Below are 15,409 nucleotides of genomic sequence, written 5' to 3'. Positions count from 1 at the left end.
GTGAGGGTGGGAACCCCTCCCCTCCAACCCCTCCCCCTCTCCATTCCCCCCCCCCACGGCAAGGGGCCACCCTCCCCCCCCCCCCCCCCCCCCCGCCCCCCCCCCCCCCCGCCGCCGCCGGCGAGACCGGCGAGAACACCTCCGTGAAGGCCCTGCTGCCCCCCGGCGTCCACCCGGCCGTCTACGAGCCGGAGTCCGACCGCTACGGCGGCCCGGCGCTCATGCCCGCCGCCGAGTCCCTCTTCACCCTGTCCAGCGCCCTCGTCCTCGCCGCCCTGCCCAAGGTGGGCAGCGAGCGGCAGCGGGCCGTGCTGGCCCTGCGCGGCACCGTCGCGGTCGCCGCAGCCCTCGGGGACCCGGCGGAACGCGCGTACTACTACGCCCACGGTCTCGGGGCCTGGCGCGCCTGGGCCGCCGAGGCGGGCCACCCGGCCGCACTCCTCGACACGATCACCCGGGTCGAGGGAGCGGTGACCCTCGACCCCGGCTCCCACGGCCCCTTCGCCGGCTGGCACGCCCGGATCGCCGCCCACGCGGACGAGATCCGGGAGCAGTCGCCGGCCCACCCCGGCATGGTCCTCTTCTCGCACGCGCACATGCTCCACAACCGGCTCGGCCTGAGCCTCCTGGAGGAGCTGCGCACGTACGCGGTCCTGGCCCACGCCTTCCCCGTACCCGAGAACACCCTCGTACCCGAGAGCGCCCCCGCACCGCGGAACGTCTGACCACAGCCCCCCCACGGGGATCGCGAAAGGCCCGGCCGGTTTCCCGGTCGGGCCTTTTCGTGGTGCGCACCCGGCTGCTACTCGGGGCGAGGGTCCCAGCGGAAGCTGCGGACGGCGATCAGGGCGCCGATGACTCCCCAGGCGGCGAGGACCGCCAGGTCACGCCACTGGAAGCCGGCGTCCTGGGTGAAGAGCGCCAGCATGGCGTCGTTGAACGGCTTCACGGGCAGCAGGCCCGCGATGGTGTTGAGGAGCTCCGCGTGGATCGGGAAGTAGCTGCCCGAGATGAAGACCAGCGGGAACTGGATGAACTGCACGACGGCCGGGGCCGCCTCCGAGTTCTTGATCAGCGAGGCCACGCCGACACCGAGCGCGCAGAAGCTCGCCGCGCCCAGGACGAGCGTCAGCAGGACCGCGCCCCAGTGGGTGGGCAGATCGACGCCGTAGAGCGCGCCGATGCCGAAGACGAGCGCCACGTCGACGATGCTGACGACGACGCAGTGCACGAGCAGACCGGCGAAGTAGACCCAGGCCGGCAGCGGCGTGGCGTGCAGCCGCTTGAGGACCCCGGTCTGCCGGCGCATCGCGAGCACGATCGCCAACTGGCCGTAGCAGGCGCCGAGTACGGACACCGCCGCGATCACCGGCGTGTAGTACTGCATGCCGGTCAGACCGAAGAAGAAGTCCTGGCCCTCGCTGCCGCTGAACACGGCGCCGAAGATGCCGATGATGACGATCGGCAGCACGAAGGTGAAGACCATCGACTGCGGGTTGCGCCAGAACGACAGCTGCTCGTAACGGATCTGATGGCCGAGGAGGGCCAGCGGGTTCCGCGCGCGCGGGTCGCCCGCGCGGGTCGCCGAGGCCGCCGGGGCGGTCGTCTCGGTGCTCGGGGGGATCAGGGTGGTCATGAGCGGCTCCGTCCGGGTCGGCGGCCTCGTCCTGCGGGCGCCTTGCGCTCCCGCGCGGACGACGGCGAGGAGGCTTCCTGCTGTACGTACTCGCTGGTCAGGCTCAGGTAGACGTCCTCGAGCGTGGGCTGCTCGACCGTCAGCCGGTCGAGCGGCGTGCCCCGGTCCAGCGCCCAGCCGGTCAGCCGGTGCAGCGCGGCCGTCGGCTCGGTCGTCTCGGCCGTCACCAGGCCGTCCTCCACATCGCTCACCGGCAGCGGTACGTCGGCGAGCGCGGCGCCCGTCGGCAGGGCGAAGCGGATCCGGGTCTGGGCGCTGTCGCGGCCGCCGAGGGTGTCCGGGGTGCCCGAGGCGACGATCCGGCCCTCGGCGATGACCACGACCGAGTCGGCCAGCGCCTGCGCCTCGTCCATGTAGTGGGTGGTGAGGACGATGGTGGTGCCGTCGTCGCGCAGATTGCGCACGACGTCCCAGGCGCCGCGGCGGGCGTTCGGGTCGAAGCCGGTGGTCGGCTCGTCCAGGAACAGCAGCTTGGGTCGGCCGACGACGCCGAGCGCCAGGTCGAGCCGACGCTTCTGGCCGCCGGACAGGTCCTTGACCTTGGCGCCCTTCTTCTCGTTCAGGCCGACGAGGTCGAGCAGTTCGTCGACGTTCCGCGGGTCCGGGTAGTAGCCGGCGTTGCGGGCCACGGTCTCCCGTACCGACAGATAGGGCTCCACGGCGATGTCCTGGAGGACGAGGCCGACCTGGCCGCGCAGCCAGTGGCCGTCGGCCTTGACGCCGGGGTCGCGGCCGAGGACCTCGACCCGCCCGCCGTCGCGCTCCCGGAAGCCCTCCAGGATCTCCAGGGTGGTGGTCTTGCCCGCGCCGTTCGGCCCGAGCAGGGCGAAGATCTCGCCCTCCGCGACGCTGAAGTCGACGCCGCGCACGGCCTCGTGGTCGCCGTACCGCTTCTGCAGGCCTTCCACGGCCACCGCGGCGGTCACCGCGGTCCCTCGGCTCGTGTCACTGTGTGCCTCCCGGCGTGGTGGTGGGACGTCGTGGGGTCGTCGCCCGCAGACGGACTCCGGGGCGCAGCCTCGACGTTAGGTGCGGGCCGGCGGGCCGGGCCGGGCCCGTGGGGGCGGCGGTGACGGACGTCATGGAAGCCGCGACAGTTGTCAGAGGGGGGCGTGACCCGCGTTGCCGGGGGCCGGTGGGCGACCCATGCTCGGGGTGCGGCGGACGGCCGGGCTGCGGGAGACCGCGGCCGGCGACGCCGACGGTGCCGACACAGCAGCGACGCGGAAGGCGGTCTCAAAGGTGCGGTTCGGGGATCTGGACGAGTGGGGAGCGGAGGAGCGGCCGCACGTCTCGGTGGTCGGTGCCGGCATCGGCGGACTGACGCTGGCCGGCGCGCTCTCCTCCATGGGTGTCTCGTACACGGTGTACGAACAGACGCGGCGGCTCGCGGAGGTGGGGGCGGGAGTCCAGCTCTCGCCCAACGCGGTCAGGCCGCTGCTGCGGCTCGGCCTCGGCCCGGCCCTGCGCGAGCGGGCGGTGGCGATCGAGGCCATGGAGGTACGGGGGTGGAGCGGGCGGCCGATCGCCCGGACACCCCTCGGCGCGGAGTGCGAGCGGATGTTCGGGGCCCCGTACTACACGGTGCACCGGGCGCATCTCCACGACGCGCTCCTCACCCTCGTCGACGAGGGCAGCCTCAAGCTGGGCGAACGCCTCAGCGAGGCGCGGGAGACGGAGGCGTCGGGTGACGGCGTCCGGCTGAGCTTCGAGGACGGGACCGTCCGCGGGGCGGAGCTGGTGGTGGGCGCCGACGGCATCCACTCCACGGTCCGTGAGGCGTTCCGGCGCGACGAGCCCGAGTTCTCGGGGCTCGGCATCTACCGGGGTCTGGTGCCCATGGACCGGCTCCCGGACGCGGCCCGCGCGTCTCTGGTGCGCCTCTGGCTCGGCCCGGGCGGGCACTTCGTGTGCTACCCGGTCGCGGCGGGGGAGTACCTGAGCTTCGCGGCGACGGTGCCGATGGCGCAGTCCCCGGGCGAGTCCTGGTCGGTCCCGGGCGACCCGGAGGCACTGCGCCGGGTGTTCGGCGGCTGGACCGGTCTGGTCGCGGACGTCGTGGGCGCCGTGGAGACGACCCTCCAGTGGGCGCTGCACGACCGGCCGCCGCTGGACGTCTGGTCCTCGCCCCGGCTGACCCTGCTCGGCGACGCGGCCCACCCGATGCTGCCGTTCATGGCGCAGGGCGCGAACCAGGCGGTCGAGGACGCGATGGACCTGGCGGCCTGTCTGGCCGACCCGGCGCCGTCGACGACCGCGGCCCGGCTCGACCGCTACCAGTCGCTCCGGATTCCCCGCACGGCGGAGATCCAGCGCGGCTCGCGCGGCAACGCCGGCATCCTGCACCTGCCCGACGGCCCGGCCCAGCGCCGTCGCGACGCCCGCATGGCCGTCCACGCCGCCCTCCGCGACCGGGCGATGCTGTACGCCCACGAGACGGGCAGGAGCGTGGTGCCGACCCCGGCGTGACGGCGGTCGGGGCGACAAGCCCCGCGCATTGGTCTGGACCTATTGTGCGACCCTGCTCGCGACGGTACGTTCGTCCCGGCTGCGCAGCCGGCACGTTCCGCACCGCATCGCACCGCAACGCTCCACATCGCATCGTCACGCACTCCGCCAGGGCATCCCGGCGTTTCCAGGAGGACATGCCATGTACCGTCGCATCGCAGCCGCACTCGCCACCGCGGCCACGGCCGGAGCCCTCGCGCTCGGCACCGCCGGCTCCGCCGAGGCCGCGGGCCCCGGCTTCTACGCCCGCAGCCACCACGCCTCGTACGCCGAGTGCCAGGCGGCCGGCGTGGCGGGCCGGCCTCTCTGGGGCGCGCTGTTCCTCTGCGAGCCCTTCGGCCCGACGCACCCGAACGTCCACGTGCTCTGGGTGCGCTACTGACCCGGCCCCGGCCCGGGCGGCGGCGGCCGCCCGGCCCGGGGACCGTCAGGTGAACAACCGATTCAGCACTCGATGATGTTCACCGCGAGACCGCCGCGCGCGGTCTCCTTGTACTTCACGCTCATGTCCGCGCCGGTCTCCTTCATGGTCTTGATGACCTTGTCGAGGGAGACCAGGTGGCTGCCGTCGCCGCGCATCGACATCTTCGCCGCCGTGACGGCCTTGACCGCCGCCATGCCGTTGCGCTCGATGCACGGGATCTGGACCAGGCCGCCGACCGGGTCGCAGGTCAGGCCCAGGTTGTGCTCCATGCCGATCTCGGCCGCGTTCTCCACCTGCTCCGGGGAGCCGCCCAGGACCTCGGCGAGGGCGCCCGCCGCCATCGAGCAGGCCGAGCCGACCTCGCCCTGGCAGCCGACCTCGGCGCCGGAGATCGAGGCGTTCTCCTTGAAGAGCATGCCGACCGCGCCGGCCGCCAGCATGAAGCGGACGATGCCCTCGTCGTCGGCGCCGGGCACGAAGTTCGTGTAGTAGTGCAGAACGGCGGGGATGATGCCGGCCGCGCCGTTCGTCGGGGCGGTGACCACCCGGCCGCCCGCCGCGTTCTCCTCGTTCACGGCCATCGCGTAGAGGGTGATCCACTCCATGGCGTGCATCTTCGGGTCGCCCTCGGACCGCAGCTTGCGGGCCAGGTTCGCGGCGCGCCGGCGGACCTTCAGGCCGCCGGGCAGGATGCCCTCGCGGGCCATGCCGCGCGAGACGCAGGACTGCATGACCCGCCAGATCTCCAGGAGGCCCGCACGGATCTCGTCCTCGGTGCGCCAGGCCTTCTCGTTCTCCAGCATCAGCGCGGAGATCGACAGACCGGTCTCCTTCGCGAGGCGGAGCAGCTCGTCGCCGGTGCGGAAGGGGTACTTCAGGACGGTGTCGTCGGGGACGATCGGGTTCTCGCCCTGGACGGCGTCCTCGTCGACGACGAAGCCGCCGCCGACCGAGTAGTACGTCTTCTCCAGGACCAGGCCGCCCTCCGCGTCGTACGCGAAGATCGTCATCCCGTTGGCGTGGTACGGCAGGGCCTTGCGCCGGTGCAGGACCAGGTCGGCGTCGAAGTCGAAGGGGATCTCGTGCGCGCCGAGCAGGTTGATCCGGCCGCTCGACTTGATCCGCTCGACCTCGTCGTCGGCGGTCTCCACGTTCACCGTGCGCGGCGAGCTGCCCTCCAGGCCCAGCAGGACGGCCTTCGGGGTGCCGTGGCCGTGGCCGGTCGCGCCGAGGGAGCCGTACAGCTCCGCCCGGACGTGCGCGGTGTGGGCGAGCAGGCCCTCGTTCTTCAGGCGGCGGGCGAACATCCGGGCCGCGCGCATCGGGCCCACCGTGTGGGAGCTCGACGGGCCGATGCCGATCGAGAACAGGTCGAAGACCGAGATGGCCACGGAGGACTCCTTGTGGGGGCTAGACGCCGTTGTCTGCCGGGGTGGAGCAGAAAAGCGCGAAGAAGGACGTGCGGTACGGAGCGAGGACATGGGGTGGGGCACCGCGCTCACTGTCCAGTGTGCGCGGTGCCCCGAAGGTTCCGGACGAACGGTCGCAGACCGGCCGCGGAACAAAAGCGTACGAAATTACTTCAGACCGGGGTACAGCGGGTGCTTGTCGGCGAGCGCCGTCACCCGGGCCTTCAGCGACGCGGCCTTGTCGGCGTCGAAGCCGGGCTTCAGGGTCTCCGCGATGATGTCGCCGACCTCGGTGAAGTCGTCGGCCTGGAAACCGCGGGTCGCGAGCGCCGGCGTACCGATGCGCAGACCCGAGGTGACCATCGGCGGGCGCGGGTCGTTCGGAACGGCGTTCCGGTTGACCGTGATGCCGACCTCGTGGAGCCGGTCCTCGGCCTGCTGGCCGTCCAGCTCGCTGTCGCGCAGGTCGACGAGGAGCAGGTGGACGTCCGTACCGCCGGACAGGACGGAGACACCGTGGGCGGTGACGTCGTCCTGGACCAGGCGCTCGGCGATGATGCGGGCGCCGTCCAGGGTGCGCTGCTGGCGCTCCTTGAACTCCTCCGAGGCCGCGACCTTGAAGGAGACGGCCTTGGCCGCGATCACGTGCTCCAGCGGGCCGCCCTGGAAACCGGGGAAGACCGAGGAGTTCAGCTTCTTCGCGAACTCCTTCTTCGCCAGGATGATGCCGCCGCGGGGGCCGCCGAGCGTCTTGTGCGTGGTGGAGGTCACCACGTCCGCGTACTCGACCGGGTTCGGGTGCAGACCGGCCGCGACCAGACCCGCGAAGTGGGCCATGTCGACCCACAGGTAGGCCTCGACCTCGTCCGCGATCCGGCGGAACTCGGCGAAGTCCAGCTGGCGCGGGTAGGCGGACCAGCCCGCGATGATCACCTTGGGGCGGTGCTCCTTGGCGAGGCGCTCGACCTCGGCCATGTCGACCAGACCGGCCTCGTCCACGTGGTAGGCGACCACGTTGAACTGCTTGCCGGAGAAGTTCAGGCGCATGCCGTGGGTGAGGTGACCGCCGTGCGCCAGGTCCAGACCCAGGATCGTGTCGCCGGGCTGGGCGATCGCGAAGAGGGCGGCCTGGTTCGCGGAGGCACCGGAGTGAGGCTGGACGTTGGCGTACTCGGCGCCGAACAGGTCCTTGATCCGGTCGATCGCGATCTGCTCGGCCACGTCGACGTGCTCGCAGCCACCGTAGTAGCGGCGGCCCGGGTAGCCCTCGGCGTACTTGTTGGTGAGGACGGAGCCCTGCGCCTCCATGACGGCGACCGGAGCGAAGTTCTCCGAGGCGATCATCTCGAGGGTGGACTGCTGACGGCGGAGCTCGGCGTCGACGGCGGCGGCGACGTCCGGGTCCAGCTCGTGGAGGGGAGTGTTCAGAAGCGACATGAATCGATCCCTAGGGGTCTCGGTTTAGCCGGCGGTGAAGGCGGCGTACTCGTCGGCGGTGAGCAGGTCCTCAGGCTCGCCCGTGAGCCGTACCTTGAACAGCCAGCCACCCTCGAACGGAGCGGTGTTCACGAGGGACGGGTCGTCCACGACGTCCTGGTTGGCCGCGACGATCTCGCCCGTCACCGGGGCGTACAGGTCGCTGACCGACTTGGTGGACTCCAGCTCGCCGCAGGACTCGCCCGCGGTCACCGAGTCGCCGACAGCCGGGAGCTGGGCGTAGACGACGTCACCGAGCGCGTTGGCCGCGAACTCCGTGATGCCGACCGTCGCGACACCGTCCTCGACGGCCGACAGCCACTCGTGCTCCTTGGTGTAGCGCAGCTGCTGGGGGTTGCTCATGACCTGATTCTCCTGGATCGAGGGAGTGCTGATGAACGTGGGTCTTGCGGGGTGAGACGCGAGGTGAGACGGATACGTCACTTCTGGCGCTTGTAGAACGGCAGCGCGACGACCTCGTACGGCTCGTGGGTGCCGCGGATGTCCACACCTACACCCTGGGTGCCGGGCTCGGCGTGCGCCGCGTCCACGTACGCCATGGCGATCGGCTTTCCGAGGGTCGGGGACGGGGCGCCGGAGGTGACCTCGCCGATCACCACGCCGTCCTTGACGACGGAGAAGCCGGCACGCGGGACCCGACGGCCCTCGGCGACCAGACCCACCAGCTTGCGCGGCGGGGCGGTCTCGGCGCGCTCGGCGGCCTTCTCGAGCGCCTCACGGCCGACGAAACGGCCGTCGTCGGTCGTCTTCTCGAACTTCACGACCCGGCCCAGGCCCGCGTCGAAGGGGGTCAGCGCGGTGGTCAGCTCGTGGCCGTACAGCGGCATGCCCGCCTCCAGGCGGAGCGTGTCGCGGCAGGACAGGCCGCAGGGGATCAGACCGACCGGCGCGCCGGCCTCGGTCAGCGCCTTCCAGACGCCCTCGGCGTGCTCGGGCTTCAGGAACAGCTCGAAGCCGTCCTCGCCGGTGTAGCCGGTACGGGCGATCAGCGCGGGCACACCGGCGACCGTGCCGGGCAGGCCGGCGTAGTACTTCAGCCCGTCCAGGTCGGCGTCGGTGATCGCCTTCAGGATGCCGGGGGACTCCGGGCCCTGGACCGCGATCAGGGCGTACGCGTCACGGTCGTCCCGCACCTCGGCGTCGAAGCCGGCGGCGCGCCCGGTCAGCGCGTCCAGGACGATCTGCGCGTTGGAGGCGTTGGCGACGACCATGTACTCCGTCTCGCCGAGGCGGTAGACGATCAGGTCGTCGAGGATGCCGCCGTCCTCCTGGCAGATCATCGTGTAGCGGGCACGGCCGACGCCCACCGTGGAGATGTTGCCGACCAGGGCGTGGTCGAGGAGCTCGACCGCCTGCGGGCCGGTGACGGTGATCTCACCCATGTGGGAGAGGTCGAAGAGACCCGCCTTGGTGCGGACGGCGATGTGCTCGTCCCGCTCGCTGCCGTACCGGAGCGGCATGTCCCAGCCGGCGAAGTCGGTCATGGTCGCGCCCAGCGAACGATGCAGGGCATCGAGGGCGGTCAGACGGGGGGCAGTGCTCATGGGGTGGCTCCCGGGTCCCAAGGGCGTGATCGGTGACGAAAACACATGACGGGCGAGGACGTCCTCCCCATCTGTCATGGAACCTGAGAGGTTCACCGAGAGCATCTCGTCGCCGAGAGATCGGTTTGCACCTTGGGTGGGGACACGGCAGGTGTCCCGCTTTTCAGATCTGCCTCATCCACGCGGTACGGGGCCTGAGAGATTCAAGGGAGGGTCTTGCTCCTTCGGCGTCCGGACACGCCTGGCGTCCGGAACTCTCCCGCGCGGATTCGAGCGGCCGGTATGCGATTGTGTGGCGACTGTGCGCGCCTGGCGCGCACATCATTGCACGCGAGGTCGGCGGGGCACATCGCTTGTGTCCCATTACCGCTTCTTTACACTTTGTGGGCAAGGGTCTTCCCAGGCCCGGCAGGGGGAGAAGCGATGAGGTTCCAGCACACCGGCGCTTACGCGCCGAGTACCGGCATACCGTCCCAGCGAGCCCGTGCCCGGACCCGTGGCCGCGGGCGGCTCCTGCGGGACCTGCGCGAGCGCGGCGGCCGCGGCCCCCGCGCCCTCACCTTCGCCGCCGGGGACCTGGTGGTCGTCTCCGGGCTGCCCGGCAGCGGCAAGTCCACCCTCATGCGGCGCGCCGCCGAGGGCGCCGGCATCGACTCGCAGGACACCCGGGAGCGCTGGGAGGCCCGGATGCCCCGTCTCCTGCCGTACGCCGTCTACCGCCCGCTGGTGCGGATCGCGCACTACGCGGGGCTGCGCCGCACCCTGAGATCCGGCGCCGGAGTGATCGTCCACGACTGCGGCACCCAGTCCTGGGTGCGGGGCTGGCTCGCCCGGGAGGCCCGCCGCCGCGGACGGTCCCTCCACCTGGTCCTGCTCGACGTCGACCCGGGGACCGCCCGTGAGGGCCAGCGGGCCCGCGGCCGGGGCGTGTCGTCGTACGCCTTCGCCCGGCACCGGCGGGCCGTCGCCCGGCTGGTCCGGGCGGCGGAGTCCGGCCGGCTGCCGCACGGCTGCGCCTCCGCGACCCTGCTCGACCGGGACGCGGCGGACACCCTGCGGAAGATCGGCTTCCGCCAGGCGACGTGAGGCGGCCCGAGGCGGACGCCCGCGACGTACGCCGGTCGGCGCCGACGCGGGCCGCTGTGACGTACGCCGGTCGGCGCCGACGCGGGCCGCTGTGACGTACGCCCCTGTCCAGGAGTGCCCGTACCCCTTCTTTTGGCCACGGCGGCGCCGGGGCGGCGTTAGGGTGCTGCCGGGGCGGCCGGTACGGCAGGCCGTGCGAGAAGGGGAAACGGGACCGTGGACGTGACGTGGCCGGGCAACGAGCTGGAAGAGGTTCTTGCCGCCTCCCTCGGCAACCCCTCGGCGGGCGCCCGCCTGGTCGAGGTCCTCGGCCGCAGCCCGATCTGGGTGCCCCTGCCCAACGGCGGCGGACCCGACAGCGCGAACCTGGACCTCGCCACCATGGAGATCGACGGCGCGGCGTACGTCCCCGTCTTCAGCTCCGAGGAGCAGTTCCTCGCCTGCGTCGGCAGCCACATGTCGTTCACCGTCGCCCCGGCCCGTGACTTCGCCCGCGGCCTGCCCCCGCAGCTCGGCATCGCCGTGAACCCGGGCGGCGTCGTCGGCGTGCCGCTGCCCCCGCCGGCCGTCGCCGAGCTCTGCCGTGTCGGCCGCACCCCGCTCGACGGGCCCGCCACCGGCGGCCGCGTCCGGCTCTTCGAGCCCGACTGGCAGGACGACCCCGTCGACTTCCTCGCCGCCGCGTCCGCCGAGTTCGAGGCCACCGGCGTCGTCACCACCGCCCGCCGGGCGCTCGCCAGCGTCGAGGGCACCGAACCCGCCCTCTTCATCGGCGTCCAGCTCGTCGCCTGGGACGGCGTCGACCGCAACGCGCCGCTGGACGCCCTCGGCCGTGCCCTCGGCCGCGTCGAATGCGCCTGGCCGGTCAACCTCATCCTGCTCGACATGGCACAGGACCCGGTCGGCGACTGGATGCTGGAGCGGGTGCGCCCCTTCTACCAGCGCGCCGCCGTGTGACGGACGGCCTGTTTAAGCTGAACTTCTCGACAGCAGGACGACGTCGTCAGGACAGACGCCGTCAGGACGGACGTCGTAGGACGGACGTCGTAGGACGGACGTCGGAACAGACGTGGTGACGAAAGAGGGGCGGGACCCAGGGTGAGCGCGTCAGGCACCGCTGCGACCGGACAGGTCGAGCACATGCTGCGCCAGGTGGCACCCGGACGCTACGACGCGTACGAGCAGTTGCTGCACGCCCTCGCCGACGGCGAGCTCTGGATGCTGCTCTGGCACGGCTCGCCCGGCTCGTCCGACGCCCAGTACGGGAACATGGAGGTCGACGGCTTCGGCTACGCGCCCTGCGTCACCTCCGCCCAGGAACTCGCCGCCTCGGGCTGGCACCGCGCCCACGAACTCGTCACCGGCCGGGAGATCGCCCGCGCCCTCTACCCCGACCGCTGGGGCGTCTGGCTGAATCCGCACGCCCCCGGCGGCGGTGTCGGCATCCCCTGGGCCGACCTGCGCCGGATCGCCACCGGACTCGACCGGATGCCCGCAGGGCCGCTCCGGGTCACCGAGCCCACCCTGGAGATCCCGCAGTTCTACGCGCTCCTCACGCAGAACGCGCACCGCACCCCGGCCGTCCGGGCACTGCGCCGCGGCTGGGTCCAGCCCGCGCTCGGCTCCCCGTACCTCGCGATCGGTCTCGACCTGTACGACACCTCGCCGACGGCCGTCGACACGGTCCGGGCGATGATGCGCCAGTCCATCGGAGCCGTACCCGACGGGCTGCCCGTCTCGACGGTCGCCCTCTCCGACGCGTACGACCCGGTGGCCCTCTGGCTGCGGGCGAACGGCCGCCCGTTCTACGACCGCGAGGCGCACGCCGGCCGCGGCTCCGCACCCGTTCCGGGCTACGGATACCCGCCGCCGGCGCCGTCCGGATACTGAGACGTACCCCCACTCGCGTCCCGCCCCACCAGCCTCCGGAGTCCGCTCCGGAGGCTTTCGTTCGCCCCAATTGAGGAGCTCGAACGCCTAGTTGAGGGGACATGTCCGATTGGGGGGAAGAGGACCCGAGATGGTCCGCTCACGTGATCGCGACGTCCGGATAACGGAAGTCGCAGCACCGCATCACGTTTGAGCAAACATTCCTCGTCAGGGCTGGCGGGTGATCACAAGCGCATTGAAGACTCCCCGGAACACCGGGCGTTCGGCTCCTTTCGAGCAGGTGCCCAGCAGGTTGTTCCACCGAGCCGCTACCCGCGGCGGGCAAGGGCCGGCTACCGGCGGCCGAGAGGGGTCCTCACCACGATGACGGCACCACTGCACGAGAAGAGTGCGGGCGAGGCGACCGCCACCGTCGATGGCGCGCCCGACGCCCCCGGCACTCCTGGCGGCGCCCCCGCCAGGACGATCGAGGGCCGCTCGCCCTGGCAGATCGCCTGGACCCGCCTCAAGCGCGACAAACTGGCCCTCGCCGGCGCCTTCGTCGTCGTCTTCCTCGTCCTCGTCGCGATCTTCGCGCCGGTCATCGTGAGCCTCCTGGGCCACCCGCCGGAGGAGTTCCACGAGGACCAGATCGACCCGCTGTTCGGCACCCCGATCGGATCCTGGGGCGGTGTCAGTTCCGACTTCCTCTTCGGGGTCGAGCCCGTCAACGGCCGCGACGTCTTCAGCCGCATCGTCTACGGCGCCCGGATCTCGCTGCTCGTCGCCTTCCTCGCGGCGGTCTTCGCCGTCGTCCTCGGTACGATCCTCGGCATCATCGCCGGCTACTTCGGCGGCTGGATCGACGCGGCCCTCAGCCGGGTCATGGACGTGATGCTCGCGTTCCCGCAGCTGCTCTTCACGATCGCCCTGGTCTCCGTCCTGCCGAACGAACTCCTCGGCCTCGACGGCTCCGGCGTCCGCATCGCCGCCCTGGTCGTCGTCATCGGCTTCTTCGGCTGGCCGTACGTGGGCCGCATCGTCCGCGGTCAGACCCTCTCGCTGCGCAACCGCGAGTACGTCGAGGCCGCCCAGAGCCTCGGCGCCGGCCGCCTCTACATCCTGCGCCGCGAGCTGCTGCCGAACCTGATCGCCCCCATCACGGTCTACGCGACCCTCATGATCCCCACCAACATCCTCACCGAAGCGGCGCTCAGCTTCCTCGGCGCGGGTGTGAAGCCGCCCACGGCCTCCTGGGGACAGATGCTGTCGACGGCCATCACCACCTACGAGTCGGACCCGCTGTTCATGGTGATCCCCGGCCTCGCGATCTTCATCACCGTCCTGGCGTTCAACCTCTTCGGCGACGGCGTGCGTGACGCGCTCGACCCGAAGGGCTCCCGCTGACCGTCCGCAGACGACCCGCACGACCCGCCCCTGCCGCTGGCGACAGGAGGCCCACCCCAATTCGGCGGACCGCCGTAAGGCCGCCACTATCCCGGAGGTTGCTGGACCCATGCTGAAGAGCTCTCAGCGCAGAATCGCCGCGGGCGCGCTGCTCGCGGCGGCCACGATGGTCGTCACCACCGCCTGTGGTGGTGGCACCGGTGACAGCGGCGACAAGGGCAAGGGCGGTGCGCCCGGCTTCAACGCCGGTGTGAACAAGGTCGCCAACGCGTCCGACAAGAAGGGCGGCGAGCTCAAGTTCATCGGCTCGCAGGAGGCCGACTCGTGGGACCCGCAGCGCGGCTACTACGGCTTCGTGTGGGACTTCGCGCGCTACTACACGCGTCAGCTGGTCACCTTCAAGGCCGAGCCGGGCGCCGCCTCCACCGAGCTCGTCCCGGACCTCGCCACCGACGCCGGCAAGGTCTCGGCCGACGGCCTCACCTACACCTTCACGCTGAAGGACGGGGTGACCTGGGAGGACGGCAAGCCGATCACCTCCAAGGACATCAAGTACGGCATCGAGCGCATCTGGGCCCAGGACGTCATCTCCGGCGGCCCGATCTACCTCCAGCAGGTCCTCGACCCCAAGGGCGAGTACAAGGGTCCCTACAAGGACACCTCCGCGGACAAGCTCGGCCTGAAGGCGATCGAGACCCCGGACGACAAGACCATCATCTTCAAGCTGCCGGTCGCCAACGGTGACTTCCTGCAGATGCTGGCCATGCCCGCCGCCTCCCCGGTCCGCCAGGACAAGGACACCAAGGCCAAGTACGGCCTGAAGCCCTTCTCCTCCGGCCCGTACAAGTGGGAGTCGTACACGCCGAACAAGTCCATCAAGCTCGTCCGCAACGACAAGTGGGACGCCAAGACGGACACCGTCCGCAAGGCCCTTCCGGACAAGGTCAGCGTCACGTTCACCACGAACGCCGACGACATGGACAACCGCCTGGTCGAGGGCGAGTACGACCTCGACATCAACGCGACCGGTGTCGGCGCCTCCGCCCGCCAGAAGGTGCTCCAGCAGCACAAGGGCAACGTCGACAACCCGCAGACGGGCTTCATCCGTTACGCGGTCTTCCCGCAGACGGTCATCCCCAACATCGACTGCCGCAAGGCCATCATCTACGCGGCCGACTCCAAGTCGCTGCAGACCGCCCGTGGCGGCCCGCAGGCCGGTGGCGACATCGCCTCCAACATGCTGCCGCCGGCGATCAAGGGTGCCGACCCGAAGGCCGACCCGTACGGCAAGCTCGGGGGTGCCGCGGACCTGGCCAAGGCCAAGGAATCCCTGAAGAAGTGCGGTAAGCCGAACGGCTTCAAGACCACGATCGCGGTCCGCAACAACAAGAAGATCGAGATCGCGACCGCCGAGTCCCTCCAGCAGTCGCTGAAGGCCGTCGGCATCGACGCCCAGATCGACATGTTCGACGGCGCCCAGACCTCCGGCATCATCGGTTCGCCGAAGGTCGTCAAGGACAAGGGCTACGGCATCATCATCATGGGCTGGGGCGCCGACTTCCCGTCGGGCCAGGGCTTCCTCCAGCCGCTGGTCGACGGCCGCTTCATCCTCCAGAGCGGCAACAACAACTTCTCCGAGCTGAACGACAAGTCCGTCAACGGACTGTTCGACCAGGCGCTGAAGGAGACCGACCCGGCGAAGGCCGGCGAGCTCTACAAGCAGATCAACACCAAGGTCTCCGACGCCGCGGTGTACCTGCCCTTCACCCACGAGAAGAACATCATCTGGCGCAGCTCCCGGCTGACCAACGTCTACACGGCGGACGCCTACAACGGCCGCTACGACTACGCGTCGCTCGGCGTCGTCAAGTAATCCGACCCGCTCCACCGGCGCACCACCCGCCGCCAGTCCGAAGGGCAGGTGATGGCCGCCCCGGCGGCCGGGGGACCCGATCGGGTCCCCCGGCCG

Annotated in this window: 14 protein-coding genes and 1 riboswitch; of the genes, 8 read left to right on the top strand and 6 right to left on the bottom strand. The window is 71.2% G+C overall.

The window, feature by feature from the left end:
• Window positions 1-143 precede the first annotated feature (143 nt).
• Window positions 144-725 (top strand): thiopeptide-type bacteriocin biosynthesis protein, encoded by a 582-nt coding sequence (locus ACZ4XX_RS36240; RefSeq protein ID WP_468512077.1) that lies wholly within the window; start codon window positions 144-146, stop codon window positions 723-725.
• A gap of 77 nt (window positions 726-802) precedes the next feature.
• Here the strand turns inward: ACZ4XX_RS36240 and ACZ4XX_RS36235 are convergent, their stop codons facing one another.
• Entirely contained in the window at window positions 803-1,636 is an 834-nt protein-coding gene (locus ACZ4XX_RS36235) for an ABC transporter permease (protein ID WP_468512076.1), read from the bottom strand.
• On the bottom strand, window positions 1,633-2,622 hold the full coding sequence (locus ACZ4XX_RS36230) for an ABC transporter ATP-binding protein (RefSeq protein ID WP_073912630.1): 990 nt from the start codon (window positions 2,620-2,622) through the stop codon (window positions 1,633-1,635). The genes ACZ4XX_RS36235 and ACZ4XX_RS36230 overlap by 4 nt, the downstream gene beginning before the upstream one ends.
• A gap of 220 nt (window positions 2,623-2,842) precedes the next feature.
• Between ACZ4XX_RS36230 and ACZ4XX_RS36225 the strand changes: the two genes are divergently transcribed.
• Window positions 2,843-4,165, top strand: coding sequence for an FAD-dependent monooxygenase (locus tag ACZ4XX_RS36225; RefSeq protein WP_468512075.1), 1,323 nt, complete (start codon window positions 2,843-2,845; stop codon window positions 4,163-4,165).
• Between the two features lie 181 nt (window positions 4,166-4,346).
• Window positions 4,347-4,586, top strand: a complete 240-nt coding sequence (locus ACZ4XX_RS36220; RefSeq protein WP_468512074.1) for a hypothetical protein — start codon at window positions 4,347-4,349, stop codon at window positions 4,584-4,586.
• Window positions 4,587-4,648: 62 nt separating this feature from the next.
• On the opposite strand, the gene ACZ4XX_RS36215 is transcribed toward ACZ4XX_RS36220, so the two are convergent.
• The 4 genes from ACZ4XX_RS36215 to gcvT form a co-directional block, all read right to left on the bottom strand.
• Entirely contained in the window at window positions 4,649-6,019 is a 1,371-nt protein-coding gene (locus tag ACZ4XX_RS36215; protein WP_468512073.1) for an L-serine ammonia-lyase, read from the bottom strand.
• A gap of 186 nt (window positions 6,020-6,205) precedes the next feature.
• Window positions 6,206-7,474, bottom strand: coding sequence for a serine hydroxymethyltransferase (locus ACZ4XX_RS36210; protein ID WP_266969508.1), 1,269 nt, complete (start codon window positions 7,472-7,474; stop codon window positions 6,206-6,208).
• Window positions 7,475-7,498: 24 nt separating this feature from the next.
• Window positions 7,499-7,876: a glycine cleavage system protein GcvH gene (gene gcvH / locus ACZ4XX_RS36205; RefSeq protein ID WP_468512072.1), complete on the bottom strand. Its 378-nt coding sequence runs from the start codon at window positions 7,874-7,876 to the stop codon at window positions 7,499-7,501.
• Between the two features lie 77 nt (window positions 7,877-7,953).
• A complete protein-coding gene (gene gcvT / locus ACZ4XX_RS36200; protein ID WP_468512071.1) occupies window positions 7,954-9,078 on the bottom strand; it encodes a glycine cleavage system aminomethyltransferase GcvT in 1,125 nt (374 codons plus the stop codon).
• 173 nt (window positions 9,079-9,251) lie between these two features.
• Window positions 9,252-9,350: riboswitch (glycine riboswitch) on the bottom strand.
• A gap of 151 nt (window positions 9,351-9,501) precedes the next feature.
• Between gcvT and ACZ4XX_RS36195 the strand changes: the two genes are divergently transcribed.
• The 5 genes from ACZ4XX_RS36195 (at window position 9,502) to ACZ4XX_RS36175 (ending at window position 15,313) form a co-directional block, all read left to right on the top strand.
• A complete protein-coding gene (locus tag ACZ4XX_RS36195; RefSeq protein WP_468512070.1) occupies window positions 9,502-10,164 on the top strand; it encodes an AAA family ATPase in 663 nt (220 codons plus the stop codon).
• Window positions 10,165-10,380: 216 nt separating this feature from the next.
• Window positions 10,381-11,121: an enhanced serine sensitivity protein SseB gene (locus ACZ4XX_RS36190; protein WP_468512069.1), complete on the top strand. Its 741-nt coding sequence runs from the start codon at window positions 10,381-10,383 to the stop codon at window positions 11,119-11,121.
• Between the two features lie 141 nt (window positions 11,122-11,262).
• Window positions 11,263-12,054, top strand: coding sequence for an enhanced serine sensitivity protein SseB C-terminal domain-containing protein (locus ACZ4XX_RS36185; RefSeq protein WP_468512068.1), 792 nt, complete (start codon window positions 11,263-11,265; stop codon window positions 12,052-12,054).
• Between the two features lie 363 nt (window positions 12,055-12,417).
• Window positions 12,418-13,440 (top strand): ABC transporter permease, encoded by a 1,023-nt coding sequence (locus ACZ4XX_RS36180; RefSeq protein ID WP_468512067.1) that lies wholly within the window; start codon window positions 12,418-12,420, stop codon window positions 13,438-13,440.
• 109 nt (window positions 13,441-13,549) lie between these two features.
• On the top strand, window positions 13,550-15,313 hold the full coding sequence (locus ACZ4XX_RS36175; protein WP_468512066.1) for an ABC transporter substrate-binding protein: 1,764 nt from the start codon (window positions 13,550-13,552) through the stop codon (window positions 15,311-15,313).
• Window positions 15,314-15,409: the final 96 nt, after the last annotated feature.

Source organism: Streptomyces sp. NPDC029956 (genome assembly GCF_055574655.1).
The sequence above is the reverse complement of the archived record's forward strand: the minus strand, read 5'-3'. Positions and strand labels throughout refer to the sequence as shown.

Excerpts from the sequence above, each read along its gene's own strand:
- ACZ4XX_RS36180 (WP_468512067.1), top strand. The coding sequence starts at position 12,418 with ATGACGGCACCACTGCACGAGAAGAGTGCGGGCGAGGCGACCGCCACC.
- gcvT (WP_468512071.1), bottom strand. The coding sequence starts at position 9,078 with ATGAGCACTGCCCCCCGTCTGACCGCCCTCGATGCCCTGCATCGTTCG.
- ACZ4XX_RS36220 (WP_468512074.1), top strand. The coding sequence starts at position 4,347 with ATGTACCGTCGCATCGCAGCCGCACTCGCCACCGCGGCCACGGCCGGA.
- gcvH (WP_468512072.1), bottom strand. The coding sequence starts at position 7,876 with ATGAGCAACCCCCAGCAGCTGCGCTACACCAAGGAGCACGAGTGGCTG.
- ACZ4XX_RS36235 (WP_468512076.1), bottom strand. The coding sequence starts at position 1,636 with ATGACCACCCTGATCCCCCCGAGCACCGAGACGACCGCCCCGGCGGCC.
- ACZ4XX_RS36210 (WP_266969508.1), bottom strand. The coding sequence starts at position 7,474 with ATGTCGCTTCTGAACACTCCCCTCCACGAGCTGGACCCGGACGTCGCC.
- ACZ4XX_RS36195 (WP_468512070.1), top strand. The coding sequence starts at position 9,502 with ATGAGGTTCCAGCACACCGGCGCTTACGCGCCGAGTACCGGCATACCG.
- ACZ4XX_RS36175 (WP_468512066.1), top strand. The coding sequence starts at position 13,550 with ATGCTGAAGAGCTCTCAGCGCAGAATCGCCGCGGGCGCGCTGCTCGCG.
- ACZ4XX_RS36225 (WP_468512075.1), top strand. The coding sequence starts at position 2,843 with ATGCTCGGGGTGCGGCGGACGGCCGGGCTGCGGGAGACCGCGGCCGGC.